At 66.1% G+C, this 20,190-nt stretch carries 18 protein-coding genes and 1 pseudogene; 9 read left to right on the forward strand and 10 right to left on the reverse strand.

The window, feature by feature from the left end; translation table 11 throughout:
* Positions 1-53 precede the first annotated feature (53 nt).
* The 7 genes from AC1DER_RS02015 to AC1DER_RS02045 all read left to right on the forward strand — a co-directional run bounded on the left by AC1DER_RS02015 (position 54) and on the right by AC1DER_RS02045 (position 10,704).
* Complete coding sequence (locus AC1DER_RS02015; RefSeq protein ID WP_477245672.1) at positions 54-980, forward strand: M28 family metallopeptidase; 927 nt, start codon at positions 54-56, stop codon at positions 978-980.
* 58 nt (positions 981-1,038) lie between these two features.
* Entirely contained in the window at positions 1,039-1,848 is an 810-nt protein-coding gene (locus AC1DER_RS02020) for an isocitrate lyase/PEP mutase family protein (RefSeq protein WP_477245670.1), read from the forward strand.
* A 318-nt stretch (positions 1,849-2,166) separates the two neighbouring features.
* Complete coding sequence (locus AC1DER_RS02025; protein ID WP_477245668.1) at positions 2,167-4,041, forward strand: DUF1302 domain-containing protein; 1,875 nt, start codon at positions 2,167-2,169, stop codon at positions 4,039-4,041.
* A 31-nt stretch (positions 4,042-4,072) separates the two neighbouring features.
* Complete coding sequence (locus AC1DER_RS02030; RefSeq protein ID WP_477245666.1) at positions 4,073-5,431, forward strand: DUF1329 domain-containing protein; 1,359 nt, start codon at positions 4,073-4,075, stop codon at positions 5,429-5,431.
* An 83-nt stretch (positions 5,432-5,514) separates the two neighbouring features.
* Positions 5,515-6,627 carry a WD40/YVTN/BNR-like repeat-containing protein gene (locus tag AC1DER_RS02035; RefSeq protein ID WP_477245664.1) on the forward strand — a complete coding sequence of 371 codons (1,113 nt, stop codon included), beginning with the start codon at positions 5,515-5,517 and terminating at the stop codon, positions 6,625-6,627.
* 26 nt (positions 6,628-6,653) lie between these two features.
* A complete protein-coding gene (locus AC1DER_RS02040; protein WP_477245662.1) occupies positions 6,654-9,062 on the forward strand; it encodes an efflux RND transporter permease subunit in 2,409 nt (802 codons plus the stop codon).
* A gap of 1 nt (position 9,063) precedes the next feature.
* Positions 9,064-10,704 (forward strand): 3-(methylthio)propionyl-CoA ligase, encoded by a 1,641-nt coding sequence (locus AC1DER_RS02045; RefSeq protein ID WP_477245660.1) that lies wholly within the window; start codon positions 9,064-9,066, stop codon positions 10,702-10,704.
* Positions 10,705-10,775: 71 nt separating this feature from the next.
* Here AC1DER_RS02045 and AC1DER_RS02050 read toward each other — a convergent pair whose 3' ends face one another.
* The 6 genes from AC1DER_RS02050 to AC1DER_RS02075 all read right to left on the reverse strand — a co-directional run bounded on the left by AC1DER_RS02050 (position 10,776) and on the right by AC1DER_RS02075 (position 16,468).
* Positions 10,776-11,375 carry an RBBP9/YdeN family alpha/beta hydrolase gene (locus AC1DER_RS02050; RefSeq protein ID WP_477245658.1) on the reverse strand — a complete coding sequence of 200 codons (600 nt, stop codon included), beginning with the start codon at positions 11,373-11,375 and terminating at the stop codon, positions 10,776-10,778.
* Positions 11,372-12,091, reverse strand: a complete 720-nt coding sequence (locus AC1DER_RS02055; protein ID WP_477245656.1) for a DsbA family oxidoreductase — start codon at positions 12,089-12,091, stop codon at positions 11,372-11,374. Before AC1DER_RS02055 ends, AC1DER_RS02050 begins: the two co-directional genes overlap by 4 nt.
* On the reverse strand, positions 12,088-13,413 hold the full coding sequence (locus AC1DER_RS02060) for an MFS transporter (protein ID WP_441816167.1): 1,326 nt from the start codon (positions 13,411-13,413) through the stop codon (positions 12,088-12,090). The genes AC1DER_RS02055 and AC1DER_RS02060 overlap by 4 nt, the downstream gene beginning before the upstream one ends.
* 45 nt (positions 13,414-13,458) lie before the next feature.
* Complete coding sequence (locus AC1DER_RS02065) at positions 13,459-14,514, reverse strand: beta-keto acid cleavage family enzyme (RefSeq protein WP_441816166.1); 1,056 nt, start codon at positions 14,512-14,514, stop codon at positions 13,459-13,461.
* A 111-nt stretch (positions 14,515-14,625) separates the two neighbouring features.
* On the reverse strand, positions 14,626-15,474 hold the full coding sequence (locus AC1DER_RS02070; RefSeq protein ID WP_477245653.1) for a TauD/TfdA dioxygenase family protein: 849 nt from the start codon (positions 15,472-15,474) through the stop codon (positions 14,626-14,628).
* Positions 15,475-15,487: 13 nt separating this feature from the next.
* The gene (locus AC1DER_RS02075; RefSeq protein ID WP_477245651.1) at positions 15,488-16,468 is read right to left on the reverse strand and encodes a quinone oxidoreductase family protein; all 981 of its coding nucleotides are present in this window, start codon (positions 16,466-16,468) and stop codon (positions 15,488-15,490) included.
* 153 nt (positions 16,469-16,621) lie between these two features.
* Here AC1DER_RS02075 and AC1DER_RS02080 point away from each other — a divergent pair, with 153 nt between their 5' ends.
* A complete protein-coding gene (locus AC1DER_RS02080; protein ID WP_477245649.1) occupies positions 16,622-17,662 on the forward strand; it encodes an AraC family transcriptional regulator in 1,041 nt (346 codons plus the stop codon).
* A gap of 39 nt (positions 17,663-17,701) precedes the next feature.
* Here the strand turns inward: AC1DER_RS02080 and AC1DER_RS02085 are convergent, their stop codons facing one another.
* The 3 genes from AC1DER_RS02085 to AC1DER_RS02095 all read right to left on the reverse strand — a co-directional run bounded on the left by AC1DER_RS02085 (position 17,702) and on the right by AC1DER_RS02095 (position 18,915).
* A complete protein-coding gene (locus AC1DER_RS02085) occupies positions 17,702-18,133 on the reverse strand; it encodes a CBS domain-containing protein (RefSeq protein WP_477245647.1) in 432 nt (143 codons plus the stop codon).
* Positions 18,134-18,361: 228 nt separating this feature from the next.
* On the reverse strand, positions 18,362-18,724 hold the full coding sequence (locus AC1DER_RS02090; protein WP_441816161.1) for a hypothetical protein: 363 nt from the start codon (positions 18,722-18,724) through the stop codon (positions 18,362-18,364).
* Positions 18,721-18,915 carry a hypothetical protein gene (locus tag AC1DER_RS02095; RefSeq protein ID WP_477245645.1) on the reverse strand — a complete coding sequence of 65 codons (195 nt, stop codon included), beginning with the start codon at positions 18,913-18,915 and terminating at the stop codon, positions 18,721-18,723. The genes AC1DER_RS02090 and AC1DER_RS02095 overlap by 4 nt, the downstream gene beginning before the upstream one ends.
* Before the next feature lie 149 nt (positions 18,916-19,064).
* On the opposite strand from AC1DER_RS02095, the pseudogene AC1DER_RS02100 reads away from it, so the two are divergent.
* Positions 19,065-19,505, forward strand: a pseudogene (locus AC1DER_RS02100) (fasciclin domain-containing protein).
* A gap of 83 nt (positions 19,506-19,588) precedes the next feature.
* Here the strand turns inward: AC1DER_RS02100 and AC1DER_RS02105 are convergent.
* Positions 19,589-20,119: an N-acetyltransferase family protein gene (locus tag AC1DER_RS02105; protein ID WP_477245643.1), complete on the reverse strand. Its 531-nt coding sequence runs from the start codon at positions 20,117-20,119 to the stop codon at positions 19,589-19,591.
* Positions 20,120-20,190: the final 71 nt, after the last annotated feature.

The following is a 20,190-nucleotide window of genomic DNA, read 5'->3' on the forward strand; positions in this document are numbered from 1 at the left end:
CACTTGCAGCGCGCTTGGGCACACTGCGGGTTTTCCCGACAAGGATTCGACCAATGCGTCTAGTCACCACTGCTATTGCCGCGCTCCTCGTTGCCGCATGCGCGCCGACAACCGAGGCCACGCGTCCGAATGCCGATGCCAACGCGGCAGTTGCCGCCAGCTCGCAGGCAGCACAGTGGCTGGGCGACGTTCGTGCGATTTCCGACGCCGGCGAGAATGCGCAGCGCCGTGCAGTGATCGCGCAGCGCATGGACGCAATGGGCATCACCTGGCACAAGGCGACGTTCCAGGACGGCAAGCGACAGGGCGAGAACCTGATCGCCGATGTCGGCGGCCCCGAAGGCGCGGCGCTGCTGCTGATCGGCGCGCATTCCGACCGCGTCGAAAAGGGCAAGGGCGCCACCGACAACGCCTCTGGCAGCGGAACGGTGCTTGCCCTCGCACGACGCCTGCAAGCCCAGCCGCTGCAACATCACCGGGTGGCAATCGCATTCTGGGACCTCGAGGAAGCCGGGCTGCTGGGCTCCAAGGCGTTCGTCACCGACGGCAAGACCAGGCCCGCCCTCTACGTGAACTTCGACGTCTTCGGTTGGGGCGACACGCTGTGGATGATGGCGCCCGCGCAGGGCCAGTCCGCACTGGTCGACAGCAGCCGCGCCGCGACCAGGGCCGTGGGCATCGGATTCTCGCCCGGCGAACAGTACCCGCCCACCGACCACCTGCCCTTCATCCGCGCCGGTTGGCCGGCCGTCTCGTATTCGCTGGTTGGCGCCGACGAGGTCAAGCTCGTGCTGGAGGCTTACGCCGGCAAGAAGCCTTCCGCTCCAGCCAAGGTCATGACGGTCATCCACAGCGACGCCGACACCATCGACCAGGTGGATGCAGCCGCTGCCATTCGTGGCGTCGACGCCGTCGAACAGGCGCTGCGCAGTTGGGATGCCATCGCCGCGCCAGCGAAGGCGTCCGGAAGCGGCCAGTAAGCCAGCGTGGCCCGTGCGACGCTTCGCCTCTCCCCCCAATGACTTCGTGAGAAACGCCATGTCGAGCAGCACTCCGCAAGCAACCCGGTTCCGCCAGCTGCATGCACAGGGCCTGCTCTTGCTGGCCAATGCCTGGGATGCCGGAAGCGCGCGCCTGATCGAGAGCCTGGGCGCGAAAGCCATCGCCACCACCAGCGCCGGCGTCGCCTGGGCGAATGGCTTTGCAGACGGCGACCAGTTGCCGATCGGGCAGCTGGTCGCGTCTGCGGCGTCGATCGCGCGCGTGATCGCAGTACCGCTGAGTGTCGACGTTGAAGGCGGCTATTCCGATGATCCGGCAACGGTCGCCGACAACGTCGTGCGACTGGCGGAGATTGGCGCGGTGGGCATCAATCTCGAGGACGGTGCCGGCACGCCCGAGCTGCTCTGCGCAAAGATCGAGCGCATCAAGCGCGAGTGCGCGCAGCGCGGCCTGGAGGTCTTCATCAATGCCCGCACCGACATCTACCTGCGTGGCCTTGCGCCCGCAGGCCAGCGGGTTGCCCCCACCCTTGCCCGCGCCGCGCTGTACCGCGCCGCCGGCGCCGATGGCCTGTTCGTACCCGGGCTCACCGAAGCGGCGGAGATCGAAGACATCGCATCGCAGGCGGGACTTCCCCTGAACGTGATGCTTCGCCCCAACCTGCCCGACACGGCCACGCTGGAAACGCTCGGCGTGCGCCGACTGAGCGCCGGCTCCAACCTGTCGGAAGAGGCCTTTGCGCATACGCGCGCCGGCGCGCGGGCGTTCCTCCAGAGCGGTCGTGCCACCGCGTCGGACGACGCCATGGGCTATGGCGCGATCAACGCACTGTTCGCGGAACGCTGAGCCGGGGGCCTCCACAGCAGCTCGATCCAGCCCAGTCCGGGCGCAATCGCGGACATGAACCGGGACCGGGCCTTCCTGTCCCAAGCTGGCCTTTGCCTTTGCCGCAGAACGCGTGTCACGTGAATGTGACATCGCCGCTGTTCATGAAAACGGTCCGAAGGCCTTGTCATGAAATGACAAGTCGCTGACGCCATTTGTAAAAATCTGCCCCCCTCCGCCTCCCTATAGTCGGACGCTCCATTCGGTTGCCGCCGCGAAAGAACGGTCGGCCCGGAGGACTTTCGAACACAACCACGGGGGCGGGGTGCAGTGAAGTCATTGAACACGAACAAGGCAGTATCGAAGGCGCCCAGGCGCCTGCTCAGCGCCATGATCACGGCGGCGCTTGCGGCCACCGGCACGGCCGGCGCCGTGGAGATCAACACCGGCAATCCGGACGTCGTCCTGCGTTGGGACAACACCATCCGCTTCAACCTGGCCAACCGTGTCGAGAACCAGGACGCGGCGATCCTCAACAGCCCGAACTACGACGACGGCGACCGCAATTTCGATACCGGCCTGGTGTCGGAGCGCCTGGACCTGCTGAGCGAGTTCGACTTCATCTACCAGGACCGGCTCGGCTTCCGCGTCAGCGCCGCCGGCTGGTACGACCTGGCGTATGAAAACCTCGACAACAACCACCTCGTCTCGTCCAACCACATGCGTGACGGCCGCGCGGCCATCGGCCTGAGCGACGAAACCGACCGCTACTTCCACGGGCCGTCGGGCGAGATTCTCGACGCCTTCGTTTTCGGCAAGTTCGACGTCGGCTCGATGCCGGTCAACGTCAAGCTCGGCCGCCACACGGTGTTCTGGGGCGAGGCCATGCTCAATCCGGTGCACAGCCTGAGCTACGGCCAGTCGGCGCTCGACCTGGGCAAGCTGTTCTCGGTGCCGGGCACCGAGGCCAAGGAACTGTTCCTGCCGCGCGAAGCCCTGTCGTTCCAGGCGCAGCCGACGCCGGAACTCTCCTTCGCCGGCCAGTACTTCTTCGACTGGGAACAGGCACGCATCCCCGAGGCGGGTGCGTTCCTGGGCTTCAACGACCATCTGTTGCGCGGCGGCGAGTCGTTCATCTTCGGACCGGCGGCGGTGAGCGCGGCCAACCCCTTGGGCGTGAACCGCCTGGTCCGCGGCGAAGACAGCGATCCGGACAAGCACGGCGACTGGGGCCTGTCGGCGCGCTGGAGCCCGCAGTGGCTCGACGGCACGCTGGGGGCCTACTACCGCGTCACCGCCGACATCCTGCCGCAGGGCAACGCAACCCCGGCGGTACGACCGGCCACGCCTCCGGGCCTGTGCCGCGCGCTGGGCGCCACGCCGCTGGGCCCGCCGACCTCGACCACCTGCTACATCAATCCTTCCGCAGCGACCGTGCCGGAGGTCGTCGGCGGCACCATCGGCCGCTATGCCGCCGCTTACGCAGACGACATCAAGATCTACGGCCTGAGCCTGTCGAAGAACCTGTGGGGTGTCAGCGTTGGCGCGGACCTGAACTACCGCGAGAACATGCCGCTGCTCAGCGATACCGTCAGCGTGCTGCCGGCGTCGTTTGCACCGTTTGCGTCGGCCCTGCCGGCGGGCAGCCTGTTTGCTCCGCCTGCGCAAGGCGACAGCGGCGGTGCGCGCGGCAACACCTGGCACGGCGTCCTCAACGGCTTTGCGAGCTTCGCCGAGTCGCCGGTATGGGATTCGGCAAACCTGATCGTTGAGCTGGTCTGGAACCACTGGAGCGAGGTCACGCAAAACGCCGCCGTCTTCAAGGGCCGCAGCAACTACACCGTGATCGGTTCCGACGGCGCGCCGGTCACGCCGGAAGACAAGGTCACCAAGGACTTCTACGGCCTGGCGGTCAACTTCACGCCGACCAAGTACCAGATGTTCCCGGGCGCCGACCTGTCGCTTCCGATCACCTGGTCGCAGGGCCTCAGCGGCAACTCCGCCGTCCTGCTGGGTGGCAACGAGGGCGCCGGCAGCTACTCGGTCGGCGTGGCCGTCGACCTGCACTCCAAGTATCGCTTCGACCTCAAGTACGTCGACTTCCTTGGCGATGCCACCATCAATCCCGCCAACGCCATCACCTCGTATGGCGGCGCGAACTCGCTGCTGACGGATCGCGGCTTCGTGGTCTTCACCTTCAAGACCACCCTTTGACAGCACCTCAGACATCCGCAGGGAACACACCATGAATTTCACGAAGACAGTCCTGGCCGGCGCACTGCTGGCCACACTCGGCTCCGCGCAGGCGGCCGTCAGCGCGGACGAGGCGAAGCTGCTTGGCACTCGCCTCACCCGCGTCGGCGCGGAAACCGGCGCCAACGCCGACGGCACGATCCCGGCCTATACCGGTGGCCTGACCACGGCGCCGGCCGGCTTCAAGCCGGGCAGCTCGATCCGCCCTGATCCGTTCGCCAGCGAAAAGCCGCGCGTGACCATCACCGCCAAGAACATGGCGCAGTACGACGACCAGCTGACCGTTGGCGCCAAGGCACTGCTGAAGAAGTACCCGAAGTACCGCATCGATGTGTACCCGACCCATCGCACTGTCGCGCTGCCTGACCGCGTGCTCGACAACACCGCTGCAAACGCGACCCGCGCCAGCACCAAGGACGGCGGCCTGGGCATCTCCGGCGCCATCGGCGGCTATCCGTTCCCGATTCCCAAGAGCGGCTACGAGGCGATGTGGAACCATCTGCTGCGCTATGTCGGCGTGGCCAGCAACTTCAAGTACGACAACTGGAACGTGGACTCGTCCGGCACGCCGGCGCTGGCGACCAGCGGCAAGCTCGTCGTCGAATATCCCTACTACGACCCGGCGGCGACCAAGCCGGCCGAGGAAACCGACGTCTACTTCCGCACCAAGATCGCCTACACCGCGCCGGCACGCCGCGCCGGCGAAGCGCTGATGGCAGTGGACGTGGTCAATCCGTTCAAGCGCCCGCGCCGCGCCTGGCTGTACCTGCCAGGCCAGCGTCGCGTGAAGCTCGCACCGGACATCTCGTACGACACGCCCAACCCGGGTACCGCCGGCTCGGCCACCTATGACGATGCATGGATCTTCAACGGCTCCATGGACCGTTACGACTTCAAGCTCGTCGGCAAGAAGGAGATGCTGGTTCCGTACAACACCTACCGGCTGACCTACCACAACAAGGCCGCCGAAGTGACGACGCCGCAGTTCGTCAATCCCGACCTGGTGCGCTGGGAGCTGCATCGCGTCTGGGTCGTGGAAGCGACGCTGAAGCCGGGCAAGCGCCACATCTACGCCAAGCGCACGTTCTATCTCGACGAGGACAGCTGGACGGCGCTGGCCGCCGACCAGTACGACGCCAACGGTCGCCTGTACCGTGCATCGTTCGCGCACATGTCGCCCAGCTACGACGCCAAGACGCCCAACGCCGAAACGCAGGTGTTCTACGACCTGACCTCGGGCGTCTACAACATCAGCTTCCTGATGGGCCCGTACGACGGCATCCACTACACCCAGCCGCTGCCGGTGAACCAGTGGTCGCCCGATGCGCTGGCCGGTGCCGGCATCCGCTGAACCCTGACGGGCATGCCACCGGCGGCGTACGCGTCGCCGGTGGACCGGTCTCCAGGTTGCCCCTGTCGCAGAACGAAACCAAGATGAATCACCAACTCCTTCGCCCACGCCTCGCGGTCCTGTCCGGACTGGCGATGCTGTTGGTCGCGGGCGTCGCAATGACGGCGCCCGGCACGACCTTCACCGACGTCCTCGACCAACCCGCCGCTGCCAGTCCATTGGCATCGCAGCGCGTGCTGCAGGCCACTGCCGTTGCCGGCAAGCGCCTGGTTGCCGCCGGCGCGCGCGGCCATATCGTCTACTCCGACGACCAGGGAAAGTCGTGGCAGCAGGCAAAGGTGCCGGTCAGCACCGACCTGACCGCGCTGCAGTTCGCCAACGCGCGCGAAGGCTGGGCCGTCGGCCACGACGGCATCGTCCTGCACAGCCGCGATGGCGGCAGTTCCTGGGAGGTCCAGCTCGACGGACGACGCGCCAATGCGCTGGTGCTCGCACATGTCCAGGGCCTGTCCGCCAATACCGATACCCATACCGATCCGGCCGTGCTGGAGGCGCTGAAAGCCGAAGCCGAACGCGCCGCCGCCGAGGGCCCGAGCCGGCCGTTTCTGGATGTCTGGTTCGCCAACGAGAACGAAGGTTTCGTCGTTGGCGCCTACAACCTGATCTTCCACACCGGCGATGGCGGCAAGACCTGGCAACCCTGGGTCGACCGCACGCAGAACGACCGCTTCTACCATCTGTATGGCATCCGCGGCGGCAGTGACGGCCGTGGCGGCAACAGCGTGTACATCGTGGGCGAGCTTGGCCTCGCGCTGCGCCTGGATCCGGCGACCGGCCGCTTCAGCAAGCTGCAGACACCGTACGAAGGAAGCTACTTCGGCGTGCTGACCCGGCCCGGCCTGGTCCTTGCTTACGGCCTTCGCGGCACGGCCTATCGCTCCGTCGACGACGGCCAGAACTGGGAGCCTGTCGTCACCGGCACCACCGCTTCGATCACGGCCGGCCAGGTCATGCCGGACGGCCGCCTGCTGCTGTGTTCGATGTCGGGTGAGGTGCTGCTGAGCGACGACGACGGCGCCCACTTCCGGCCCCTTCCCTTGAAGGCGGCCATGCCCTGCACCGGCATTGCCCTGTCCGGTGACTCCCTGGTCCTGAGCGGTCTTCGCGGCGTGCGCGTCGTACGCCCCGCACTGTAATTCGATCTGTTCGTGAGGATCTGCGTTTGAACAAGCTAGACACCCCGCTCGAGGCGATGCCGGTCGTGCGGTCGATCGAGGATTTCGATCACCGCTCGGGCCACTTCTTCGAGCGCGCCATCTTCAATCACCGGCTGCTGATCGTCATCGCCTGCGCGCTGCTGACGTTGCTGCTCGGTTTCCAGGCAACGAAGCTGGCAATCAATGCCGGCTTCGAGAAGATGATTCCGCACGGCCACGCCTACATCAGGAATTACCTGGAGAGCCGCGGCAGCCTGCGCGGACTGGGCAATTCCGTGCGCGTCGTAGTCGAGAATCCGCACGGCGACATCTTCGACCCGGGCTACCTGGAAGTCCTCAAGCAGGTCAACGACGAGCTGTTCCTGATGCCGGATGTCGACCGCGCCTGGATGAAGTCGATCTGGACACCGGCGGTGCGCTGGAGCGAGGTCAATGAGGAAGGCTTCGTCGGCGGCCCGGTGATGCCCGACAACTACGACGGCACGCCAGCGTCCGTGGACGCGCTGAAGCTCAATATCCGACGCGCCAACATCGTCGGCAACCTGGTCGCCAACGATTTCCGTTCGAGCATGGTGTTCGTGCCGCTACTCGAACGCAATGCCGAGACCGGAGAACGCCTGGACTACCACGCCTTCTCGCAGAAGCTCGAGCAGCGCGTGCGTGCCAGGTTCGAAAGCAGCGGGCACGGCAAGGTCAAGATTCACGTGATCGGCTTTGCCAAACTCGCAGGCGACCTGATCGAAGGGTTGGTCAAGGTCGCCAGCTTCTTCCTCGCCGCGGCGCTGATCGCGGCGCTGATCATCTTCCTCTACACCCGCTGCGTGCGCAGCACGGTGCTCGTGGTCGCCTGCTCGGTGGTCGCGGTGATCTGGCAGTTGGGTCTGGTGCGCCTGCTCGGCTTCGACCTGGATCCGTTCTCCGTGCTCGTGCCGTTCCTGATCTTCGCCATCGGCGTCAGCCATGGCGCGCAGAAGATGAACGGCATCATGCAGGACATCGGCCGCGGCACCCATCGCCTGGTCGCTGCGCGCTACACGTTCCGCCGCCTGTTCCTGGCCGGCCTGACTGCGCTGCTGGCCGACGTGGTCGGCTTCGCGGTGCTGATGACCATCGACATCCCGGTGATCAAGGAGCTGGCACTGACCGCCAGCATCGGCGTCGGCGTGCTGGTGTTCACCAACCTGATCCTGCTGCCGGTGCTGCTGTCCTACTTCGGTGTCAGCCCGGCGGCGGCAAAGCGCAGCCTGCGCGAAGACGACGAGCAGGCACGCGGCCGCGGCATCGGCGCCTTCTGGAATGTCCTCGACCGCTTCACCGAGCGACGCTGGGCGCTGGCCGCGATCGCCTGCGCGGTGGTGCTGGCGGCCGGCGGCCTGTGGATCAGCCGCGGACTGCAGACCGGCGACCTGGATCCGGGCGCACCGGAGCTGCGCAAGGACTCGCGCTACAACCAGGACAACGCCTTCATCACCGCCAACTACGCGCTGTCGAGCGACCTGTTCGCAGTGATCGTGAAGACGCCCAAGGACGCCTGCCTGAACTACAAGACGCTGGTGCAGGCCGACCGCCTGGGCTGGGCCCTGCAACAGGACCCGTCGGTGCAGACGACGGTGTCGCTGGTCGACGCGGTTCGCAACATCACCGCCGGTTCGTTCGAGGGCAACCCGAAGTGGCTCACCCTCAACCGCAACCAGGACGTCATCAACTACTCCGGCCAGCAGGCCACGGTGCTCAATCCGGACCTGTTCAACACCGAGTGCTCGGTGCTGCCGGTGATCGCCTACCTCACCGACCACAAGGCCGACTCGCTCAAGCGCGTGGCCGCGATCGCCGAGGACTTCGCCGCGCGCCACAACGACCGTGACGTGACCTTCAAGCTGGCCGCAGGTTCGGCGGGCATCGAAGCGGCGACCAACGACGTCGTCAGCCGCGCCAGCCGCTCGATGCTGCTGTACGTCTATGGTGCGGTGGCGCTGCTGTGCTTCGTCGCCTTCCGCAGCTGGCGGGCGGTGATCGTCGCGGTGCTGCCGCTCATCCTCACCTCGATACTGTGCGAGGCGCTGATGGTCACGCTCGGCATCGGTGTCAAGGTCGCCACCCTGCCCGTCATCGCGCTGGGTGCCGGCATTGGCGTCGACTATGCGCTGTACCTGTTGAGCGTACAGCTCAACCAGCAACGCGCAGGCGTACCGCTGGCCGCCGCCTACCGGCATGCGGTGATGTTCACCGGCAAGGTCGTTGCGCTGGTCGGCATCACCCTGGCCGCGGGCGTGATCACCTGGGCGTTCTCGCCCATCAAATTCCAGGCCGACATGGGCATCCTGCTGACCTTCATGTTCCTGTGGAACATGATCGGCGCGCTGGTGCTCATCCCCGCGCTATCGCACTTCCTGCTTCGCAGGGTGGAGGCTTGACATGCTGGGTTTGATGCAGCAACACAAGCTGCTGGTCTCGTCGCTGATCGAACACGCGGCCGCCAGCCACCCCAATGCCGGGATCGTGTCGCGCACCGTCGAAGGTCCGATCCATCGCTGCACCTACGCCGACATCCACCGTCGCGCGAAGCAGGCGGCCAGGGCGCTGACCGCGCTGGGCGTGCAGCCCGGCGACCGTGTCGGCACGCTGGCATGGAACGGCTACCGCCACATGGAGCTGTACTTCGCCGTCTCCGGCATGGGCGCGGTCCTGCACACGGCCAATCCGCGCCTTTTTCCCGAGCAGCTCGAGTACATCATCAACCACGCCGACGACACGGTCCTGTGCTTTGACCTCAGCTTCGTACCCCTGGTGGAGAAGCTGCTGCCGAAACTGCCCGGTGTCCGCCATTTCGTGGTGATGACCGACCGTGCGCACATGCCGGCCAGCTCCATCCCCGGCCTGCTGTGCTACGACGATCTGCTTGACGCGCAACCCGACGAGTTCGCCTGGCCGGACCTGGACGAGTGCGCCGCCGCCTCGTTGTGCTACACCTCGGGCACGACCGGCATGCCCAAGGGCGTGCTGTACTCGCACCGCTCCACGGTGCTGCATGCCTTCGGCGCCTGCACCGTCGACAGCCTCGCGGTTTCCCGCAGCGAGACCGCCCTGCTCGTGGTCCCGATGTTCCACGTCAATGCCTGGAGCATGCCCTACGCCGGCGCGATGAGCGGCGCCAAACTGGTCCTTCCGGGCCCGGCGCTGGATGGCGCCAGCGTCTACGAACTGTTGCGCGACGAGAAAGTGACACTTGCTCTGGGCGTGCCAACCGTCTGGATGATGCTGCTGCAGCACGTCTCGACGGAGGGACTCAAGCCCACCAGCGAACTGGCCCTGCGCAGGGTCGTGATCGGTGGCGCGGCGGCACCGCGTGCAATGGCCGAGACGTTCGAACGCGACTTCGGTGCATTCGTGGTCCACGCCTGGGGCATGACGGAAACCTCACCGGTGGGCACCGTCTGCAACCTGCTGCCAGAGCACCGTGCGTTGCCGCTCGACCAGCGCCTGCAGGTGCAGGCGAAACAGGGTCGCGCCGTGTTCGGCATCAGCCTGAAGCTGACCGCCGAGGACGGCACGCGGCTTGCGCACGACGGACAGTCGGCGGGCCACCTCAAGATTCGCGGCCCGTGGGTCGCCGGGGCCTACTACCGCGACGAAAGCGGCCCGGTGCTGGACGACGAGGGTTACTTCGACACCGGTGATGTGGCGACGATCGACGCCGACGGCTACATGCAGATCACCGACCGCGCGAAAGACGTGATCAAGTCCGGCGGCGAGTGGATTTCGTCGATCGCGCTGGAGAACGCGGCCATGGGGCACCTGACCATCGCCGAGGCCGCCGTCATTGGCATTGCCCACCCGAAGTGGCAGGAACGGCCGCTGATGCTGGTCGTGGTCAAGCCCGGCCAGACGATGGAGCGCGAAACAGTGTTGCGCTATCTCGAAGACCGCGTCGCCAAGTGGTGGCTGCCTGACGACGTGTTGTTCGTGCCGCAACTTCCGCACACCGCGACCGGCAAGCTGCACAAGGCGGCGTTGCGCGAGCAGTTCCGCGACTATCGCTTTCCCGAAGAGGCCTGAGTTTCCCGGTCGACGCAAACCGGCCCGAACTCCCGGGTCGGCGCGGCTCGGCGCGCTAGGTGCGGATGAGGTCAGGCTCGATCGAGCCTGGCGATCAGCTCTGGCGCCTGCGCCCATTCGCCGAATCCTGCCGCCGGATTGAGGTGGCCGACAGCGCCAAGGTCGACCAGCTCACTGCCCCAGTCGTGCGCCAGCGATTGCGCGCGCGTGAACGCGCACAGCGGATCATTGCGGCTGGCGGCCACCATGCTCGGGAACGGGAGCCGGGTCCGTGGAATCGGCAGCCAGGCGTGTTCGCGCAGCGTGTCCAGGGTGGGATAGCCGGCTGGAAAAGGAATCTCCATGTCGGCCGGCGTGGCCAGCAGCGCGCCCTTGATGGGACGATGCGACTGCGACTGACGCGCCTGTGACTGGCGCGCCTGTGACATCCGGGCCGCCCAGTGCGCCACCGTCATCACGCCGGCACTGTGGGCAACCAGGATCACCGGGCCGTCGATGGCCTGCAGCGCCTGATCCAGCGCCTGCACGCGCGCGGCGCAACTGAGCTTGTCCTGCTCCAGCGGTGGCACGGTGTGCACCCTGGGCAACCGCGCAGCCAGCAGGGTCTGCCAGTGGTCGGGCACGTGGTCGCGCAGGCCCGGTACGAGCAGCACAGTGGATGGCCTGGTCATGGTGATCCCTTCGGGCCGCGTTGGCGCCCTGCAAACGGTTGGAACCGGTCGAGACGATCACCGGCTTCGGTGACGACCGACATCTGCACGGCCTTGCTCATCGCCATGAAAAGCACGGCGGCGTCGCGCGCACCCGACAGCGAGAGGTGTCCGTTGAAGTTGAAGTTCGGCACCCCCGATATAGCGGAACTTGCCGGCACGTTGTCTGCTTCGCCTGGCGCTGCGTCGACGAGACTTTCAGGCACGCCCACCTCGATCGCCAATGCACGCAGCGTCGCGGCATCGCCGATGTCCTCGCCGCGCTGGAAGTACGCGGCGAACAACCGTTCGAGCATGGCCTCGTACAGGCCCGGATCGCCCAGAGTCCCGGCCCGGCGCAACAGCCCGTGCGCACGCGCCGTATTGGGCATGCGCTCGATGGCGGCCAGGTCCAGCTCGAGGTCGACCGCCCTGGCAGCCATCGAGACCTGCATGCGGCGCTGCCGGACGGCCTCGGCCGAGCCCAGGCGCCGTTCGTAGAATTCGGCGAACGGCAGCCCCTGCTCCGGCACCTCGGGCAAGAGCTGCACCGGACGCCACGTACTTTCGATGGCGACTTCGGAAGACGCTTCAGCGAACCTGCTGCGTGCAAGCGTCAGCTGGCGCTTGCCGATGTAGCACCAGGGGCAGACCAGGTCGAAATGGATACCGATCCGGAGCCTGTCGCCTGCGCTCACGCTTGCGCCTGCGCGCCGATACCCACGGTGCGCACGTGGCGACCGACGTGCTGGACGTCATCGAGGTAGTGGCGCCTGGCGAAATAGAACACGGCGGCAGCGGCAACGCTGACCAGCGGCACGAGCTGGAAGGCCTTCGCCAGCCCCAGTGCATCGGCGAGCATGCCGGTGACCAGCGGTCCGGCGGCCAGTCCGAGCAGGTTGTTGGCCAGTGTCAGCGTGGCAAACGCGGTGCCGTGGATCGGCAACGGCGTGAGGTTGGCGACCATGGCGCCGGCCGGCCCGCTGGTCCCGGCCGCCAGCATCATGCCCAGGCCGATCACGACCAGTTGCGGCACGCCGTGCGGCAGCGCGAATGCCAGCGAGAGCAGCGCGCAGCTGCCCAGGCAATAGGCGATGGCGAGGTTGAACTTGTGCTGCGGCGCGTTGCGGCACATACGATCGCTGAGCATGCCGCAGGCGATCATGCCGATGCCGCTGACCAGCACGATGAGTGCCGATACGCCACCGGCCACGTCCGTGGCCATGGCGTAATAGCGATTGAGGTAGCTTGGAATCCAGACGATGACGGTGCCGCCGACGAACAACTGCAGGCCGCTGCCGATGTAGGCCCCGACCACCGAGCGGCTGTCGATCAGGCTGCGCAGTGGCACGCGCGCGGCCGGCTCGGTGGCGACGCTCGCCTGGCCCGCTTGTGGTGCAGGAGCAATGCGCTTCTCGCGGACGATGATCGGGTACAGCAGCGCCAACGCCAGACCGAACAGCGCCATCGCGGCGAACGCCCAGCGCCAGCCCAGGTGCGCGGCCACGGCCCCGCCCAGTGCCATGCCCAGCACCGAGCCGAACATGCCACCTGCCATGAACGCACCGGTCAGCGTTGCCCGCATGTCCTTGGGAAACACCGACAGCACCACGGCGACACCAACGCTGCCGTAGGCCGCTTCGCCGACGCCGACGAAGAAGCGCGCGACCAGCATCTGCGGGTAGTGCTGCGCCAGGCCGCAGGCGAGCGTGGCCACGCTCCACACGGTCGCCATCAGCGCCAGGCTCCTGACCCGTCCGAAGCGATCGGCCAACAGCGACAGCGGGAAGGTCAGCAGCCCCACCATCAGCGCCACGATGCCGCTGAGCAGGCCCAGCCGCGCGTCCGTCAGCGCCCATTCCTGCTTGAGCAGCGGAAACACCGCATTGAGGACCTGCCGCGACATGTAGTCCGACAGCAGCAGGCCGAAGCTCAGCCCGAACACCACCCAGGCATAGCGGCGCGGAATGCGCGCACCGGGGTCGTCGCTACCGTGATCGGGTTGGGAGAGGTAAGCCATGGAGTGGACCTGCAGTTCTGGGCGGGGCAGTTCAGGAGGCGGGCATCAGGCGGGCTGCGGAACGCCCTTCCAGAAGGGCCTGCGGTTCGGCGCGAAGCCATTGGCCGCCAGCGTCTCGTCGGCATCCTGGTAGAAGGTGCCGATCTTGTAGATCTCGCGCGCCTGCGCCGGCGTGGCGATGTCGCGGCCGAACTCGCGCGAGATCCGCACCAGCTGCTCGATCTGCGCGACGCTGCCCATCCTGGCATCGCGGCGCTGGGTCCAGATGTTGTCTTCGTTGCCGCAGCGCACGTGCAGGCCCATCGCGATCGCCATCATGTTCAGCGGCAGCACATTGAGCATCGACGACTCCAGCGTCAGCACCGAGCCATCCGGGCAGGCGCGGACGAAGTTGGCCAGGTTGTAGATGTTGGGCGCATCGAAGCCGCCGCCGATCGCCACCCAGGTCAGGATCAGCGGCACGTTGCAGGTGCCCTTGCGCATCATGCGCTCGACCGTCTCGATCTGGGTGATGTTGGCCAGCTGGAAGTGGGTCTGGATGCCATTGGCCGACAGCCGGCGGATGTGTTCCTCCACCCACTCCGGACCTGCCGGGATGGTCATCTCGCGGTACGCGCGGTAACCCTCCGGCGTGCCCAGGCTGGTGCCGGCCAGGTCGGCCTCGCACATCTGCTCGACGACGTTCATCTGGTTGGTGTTGATGGCGATGGTCACCTGGTCCGGCGCCGGCGACAGCTCGGCCAGCATGTGCCGGGTGTCATCGGACAACCACTTGGCGACGTTGCCCTCGCCTTCCGGCGCGAACGAGATCGAACCGCCCACCTGCAGGATCATGTCCGGCACGCGTGCGCGGATGCCGGCCAGCAGTTCGTTGAACATCGACAGGCGCTTGGAGCCCTTGCCGTCGAGTTCGCGCACGTGCATGTGCAGCACGGTGGCGCCGGCGTTGTAGCAGTCCACCGCCTTCTGGATGTGTTCCTCCATCGTCACCGGGATGTCCTCCGGGAAGTCGGCCGGCATCCACTCCGGACCGTACGGCGCGGCGGTGATCACCAGCTTGGGCTGGTTCTCGGGGAACAGCGATCCATCGAGGAAGTTCATGGGTATCTCCGTGAAAGGCGCTACTGCGATGCGATGCGATCGGGTCGGCAGTCGAGCGGGACGAATGAGGTCGAATAAGGTCGAAGGAAGCTGGACGGGTTCGGGCGACGGTCAGCGCGGCACGTCGCCGATGATTCCGGCGCGCTCCATCTTTCGATGGCACGGCGGGTAATCCATCACGGCGTAATGCTGGGTGCTGCGGTTGTCCCAGATGGCGATGCTGTTGGGCTGCCAACGCCAGCGAACCTGGTACTCGGGGATATGGGCCTGACTGATCAGGTACTGCAGCAGCTGCTGTCCACCGGCCGTGTAGTCCTGGCCATAACGCACGTTCTCGGGCGTATGAAAGTTGGTGAAGTGCGTGGCGTAGGCATTGACGAACAGGATCTTCTCGCCGGTATCGGGATGGATCCGCACCACCGGGTGCTCGGCATCGGGGAACTGTGCCTTCAATGCCAGGCGCTTGTCGATCGGCATCGCCGCGCCAAACGTCGCTTCGATGCTGTGCCTGGCGCGCAGGCCTTCGATCTGCTGCTTGATGTGCGCGGGCAGCTTCTCGAAGGCGAGCACCATGTTCGCCCACATGGTGTCGCCGCCGGTCGGCGGGCACTCGACGCATCGCAACACGGCGCCGAACGGCGGCGCCACGCGCCAGGTGGCATCGCTGTGCCAGGCGTTTTCGTAGCGTTCGTTGGGCTGCCCGGGCGACTTGTAGATGCGCACCAGCCCCGGGTGTTCGGGGTCGCTGCCGGAGACCGGGTGATCCTCCAGCTCGCCGAAGCGGCGGGCGAAGGCCACGTGCTCGGCGCGGGTGATGTCCTGGTCGCGCAGGAACATCACTTTGTGTCGGACCAGCAAACGCCGCAGTTCCTGGAACAGGTCGTCGTCGTGGACAGCATCGGCCAGGCTGACGCCGGACAGTTCGACGCCGATGGCATAGGTCAATGGTTCGACGCGCATGTCTGTGCTCATCTCAGATGACGAAGATCGACGACCCGGTGGTTTTGCGCGCTTCCAGGTCGCGATGCGCCTGCACGGCGTCCTTCAAGGCGTAGCGCTGGTTGATCTCGATGCGGATGCGGCCAGCGGCGACGTGGTCGAACAGTTCCGCAGCAAGCTCGGCCTTCTCGGCCGGATCGGCGATGTAGTCGGCCAGCGCCGGGCGGGTCACGTACAACGAGCCCTTCATCGCCAGCAGTTGCGGATTGAACGGTGCGATCGGACCCGAGGCGGTGCCGACGCAGACCATCAGGCCACGGCGCTTGAGCGAATCGAGCGAAGCATCGAAGGTGGTCTTGCCGACGCTGTCGAACACGACCGACACGCCAACGCCATTGGTCAGTTCGCGAACGCGCGCGGCGACGTCTTCATGGCTGTAGTTGATGACGTGATCGCAACCGTGGGCACGGGCAATCTCGGCCTTGGCCTCGGTGGACACCGTGCCGATCACGGTCAGGCCCAGCAGCTTGGCCCACTGCGCGACGATCAGGCCAACGCCACCGGCGGCGGCGTGCAACAGGATGGAGTCGCCAGGCTGGAACGAGTGGATCCGGCGCAACAGGTAGGCGGCGGTGAGGCCGCGCATGGTCATTGCCGCCGCAGTTTCGCAGGCGATCGCCTCGGGCAGCTTGATCAGCGGCGCAGCCGGCACCAGGCGCTCGGTGCTGTAGGCGCCCAGGGTGTTGATGAATCCGGTATAGGTGACGCGGTCGCCGACGCTGACCTGGTCGACGTCCGCGCCGACCGCCTCCACCACGCCCGCCGCCTCCACGCCCATTCCGGCCGGCAGCGGGATCACGTAGGTGCCGTTGCGGAAGTAGGTGTCGGCGTAGTTCAGGCCGGCCGCGACGTGGCGCAGGCGCACCTGTCCAGGACCCGGTTCGCCGACCCCGACCGACTCGTAGCGCAGTACCTCGGGGCCACCGGCCTGGTGGAAACGAATTGCATGGGCCATGGCAGTTTCTGAAGCCTCTCGACTATGAATCGGGGTGCCCCCCGAGGGGGCGAACGGCTTCGACTATAGGCAGGGCAAGCACTGCAGTTCTTGCCAGACGGCGACAGCAACTTGCCATATCATGACAACCCGGCCGACCCCGCGGAGCGCCCCATGAGCAGCCTGATTCGCGCCGCCACGCTCAAGAACTATTTCGAGGTGGCGCAGCAACTGGGCCTCAATCCGCAGCCCCTGCTACGCGCGGCCGGGCTCAGCCGGACCATGCTGGCCGACCCGGAACGAAGGATTCCGGCGAACGCCGCCGTGAAGCTGCTGGAGGACTCGGCGCGACAGACCGGCTGCGAGACCTTCGGCCTGCGCATGGCCGAGTCGCGGCAATTGTCGGACTTCGGCGTGGTCAGCCTGTTGCTGATCCACCAGCCGACACTGCGCGACGCCCTGGTCACGACCATGAAGTATCGCCACCTGCTCAACGAGCTGCTGGCGATCCATGTCGAGGAGCGTGGCCGGACGGTCGTGATCCGCGAAGAGTTCGTTCCCGGCCCGGGCCCGACCTCGCGCCAGGCCATCGAGCTGGCGATGGGCGCGCTGTACCGGCTGTGCGGATTCCTGCTGGGCCCGCACTGGAAGCCGCACAGCGTGAACTTCACCCATGGCGCGCCGGAGAACCTGCTGGTCCACCGCCGCGTGTTCCGCTGCGCCACCGAGTTCGACCGCGACTTCAACGGCATCGTCTGCGACGCCGCCGACCTGAGCTATCGCAACCCGTCCGCCGACCCGGCCATGGCGCTGTATGTAAAGCGACTGGTCGAAGCGCTGCCGGCGCCGACGAAGAACTCCATCATCACCGACGTGCGCAAGGACCTCTACATCCTGATGCCGATGGGACAGGCGACCATCGAGCAGGTGGCCCACGGCCGCGGCATGAACGTGCGTACGCTGCAGCGCCGGCTGGAGGAAGGCAACGCGACCTTCTCCGACATCCTCAACTCGGTGCGCACCGACCTGGTCGTGCGCTACATGGAAAACAGCCAGTACTCGCTGCAGGTGGTTGGCAGGTTGTTGGGGTTCTCCGCGCCGAGCTCGTTCACGCGCTGGTTCGCCGCCGAGTTCGGCATGGCGCCACGTGCGTGGCGCAAGGACTTCCGCCAGCGCAGCGAGACGCGCAGCAAAGGCGCCCGTCCGGACGCCTGAGCTTCATGCAGGAGCGAGTGCGGTCGCCGACCGCGTGATTCAGTGCGCCGCGATGTAGATGTCGCGCAGCACGTCGCGCTCGATCGACAGTTCATCGAGCCGGTTCTTGACGATGTCGCCCAGGCTGACGATGCCGACGAGGACATCATTGTTGATCACGGGCAGGTGGCGCAGGCGTGCGTGCGTCATCAGCGACATCGCCTGCTTGATGCTGGCGTCCGGGGCAATGCTTTCGACGACGCCCTTGAGGAACTGGTGCAACGGACGGGTGCCGGCCTGCGCGCCATCCTCGGCCACGGCGGCCACGATGTCCTGTTCTGAAACCACGCCTATCGGCTGCGCATCGCGGGTGACCACGAGCGCGGCGATCTTGTGGGACGTCATCTTGCGGGCTGCCGCGCCAATCGTGTCGCCGACATCGATCGTGACCACGGCGCCGGACTTGGACTTCAGCAGTTCTTGAATCTTCATGAAACGTGACCTCGGGAGCATCAGGCTGCATCCAGGGGAGCAGCCAGCAGGTTGAAGGGCAACTCCGCAACTTCAAGGCTGCGGAGCCAACGGCCTTCACCCGGCTTCCGGGTCGCTGACCGCAAGGCAAAGCTTGCGCTTCGCCGCGGGCATCAACAGTTCAATGGGCGCTACATACTGTTGCAGCGGCCACTGCAACGGATGTATGCGTGCGCGGTCCGCGCCTGTTCAGGCGCCCGTTCCGCTCGGCAGGCTATCGGCGATCGCTTTCAGGCGCGCCAGCGCCTCCTCCGGGCCAAATCGCCCGGAGCGGCCGTAACTGCCCTTCTCCGGATGGCTGTCGGAACACACGCTTGAAAGGACGGAATCGGCCAAGTGTTGATGCGGAGCGATGCGATCGGCCAGCTTGTCCAGGACTGCAAGCTCCGCCGGACCGGCCTCATGGCCATCCAACGCATACCGCCAATAGAAGTTGTCGTAGGAGGCGCAGAAATCCCAGAAAGGAAGTCGCCCGGAAGCACACTCCCGCAGCAGCTCGTCATGGCGATCGAGATCGGCAACCAGCTCGGATTCCTGAGAGTGCACGTTCATCGCCCCTGGATGCCACGCGCCCGCAAAAGAAACGTCTTGAGCGCTTCGGCATAGCTGTAGTCCGCTGGAGACAGGCGCGCCTGCACATCCTCCAACTGGGAGCGAAAGGCCCAGCAGAGCGCAAGCATCTTTTCGTGGCCTTCCGCCTGGATGACGGCGGTGCGGCGTCGCACTTCGATCATGTTGTCCATGACAGGCCCGTCCGTGGCAGGCCTAAGGGCAGAGGCGTTCGACAACGCAGTGCGAGCTTGAATGTAGCACCTTTGCCGCGGCATCACCGAAGTTTCACCGACACACACCGCCCGATGAACACATTCGCCGTTGTGTCGTCAGATCACGAATAACTAACAGGCTACCCCCCAACAGCAAGAACCTCGTCGACACTGCCGCCGCGAATGGTTCGTTCAAGACCTTCGGCAAGGCAATCGACCGCGCAGGCATGAGCGACACGCTGCGCGGCGTGGGCCCGTTCACTGTCTTCGCACCGACCGATGCAGCGTTCGAGAAGTTGCCGGAAGGCCGCCTGGAGAATCTGTTCAAGCCCGAGAACAAGGAATAGCTCGTCTTGCTGCTGAACTATCACGTTGTCAGCGGCCGCAAACTCGTTGCCGACATCGGCAAGTGGGATGCAGCCAGGACCGTCAACGGCCAGTCTGCTCCGATCAAGATGACCGACGACAAGGTCAGCATTGTTGGCGCGCTGGTTACTTCAGCCGACATCGGCTCGAGCAACGGCGTCATCCACGGCATCGACAAGGTCAACGTTCCGACCAAGCAGTAATGCCGTCGGATTGACCAGGGGAGCGGCGGGGCGCCGAAAGGAATGTGCCGCTCCACCCTGATGGCCGCGAAGCAGGCCAACGGTCATCTGCCAAGGTCCAGACTCATCACACGGTCATCGTAGGCGGTTCCACCCACCACGAACTGGCGATCCGTAAGGTGCTTGAATCCCTGTTTCGCATAGAAGGCCATTGCCGCGAGATTTCCGGCATAGACACCCAGCAGTAGCCGGGCCGCTCCGACTCCCTCGGCATGCTCGACAGCCTGCCGCAGCAGCCGCTTGCCCAGGCCACCACCCTGGAAACGCCCGAGCAGATAGATTCGCTTGAGCTCGAGGTCACGATCCGGGTTCGCGCCTGGGAGGTCCGGCACCGCTACAACCAGGTAGCCCACCGGCGCATCGCCCGGGACGGCGCCCGCCAGCCAGACCGCCGATCGCGAGTCAGCCAGCCAATGCAGGTACTGCGCGGGCGAATGCGCCCTGCGGCAGTGCTCCGTGATTGCCCTTCCGTCCAGAATGCCAGAGAACGTCTCCAGGAATGTCGCCTGCCCGACCAGCGACAACGCGTCCTCATCACCTGCTTGTGCCCGGCGGACCACCACGTCTACTGCCACGAGACCTCCAATGATTGAGCCCCCCCATGAGGCGGAAGCCGATGGTCCAGTGACTGTGCCTGTCGGTCAAC

The sequence above is a fragment of the Lysobacter sp. 05T417 genome, from assembly GCF_056396405.1.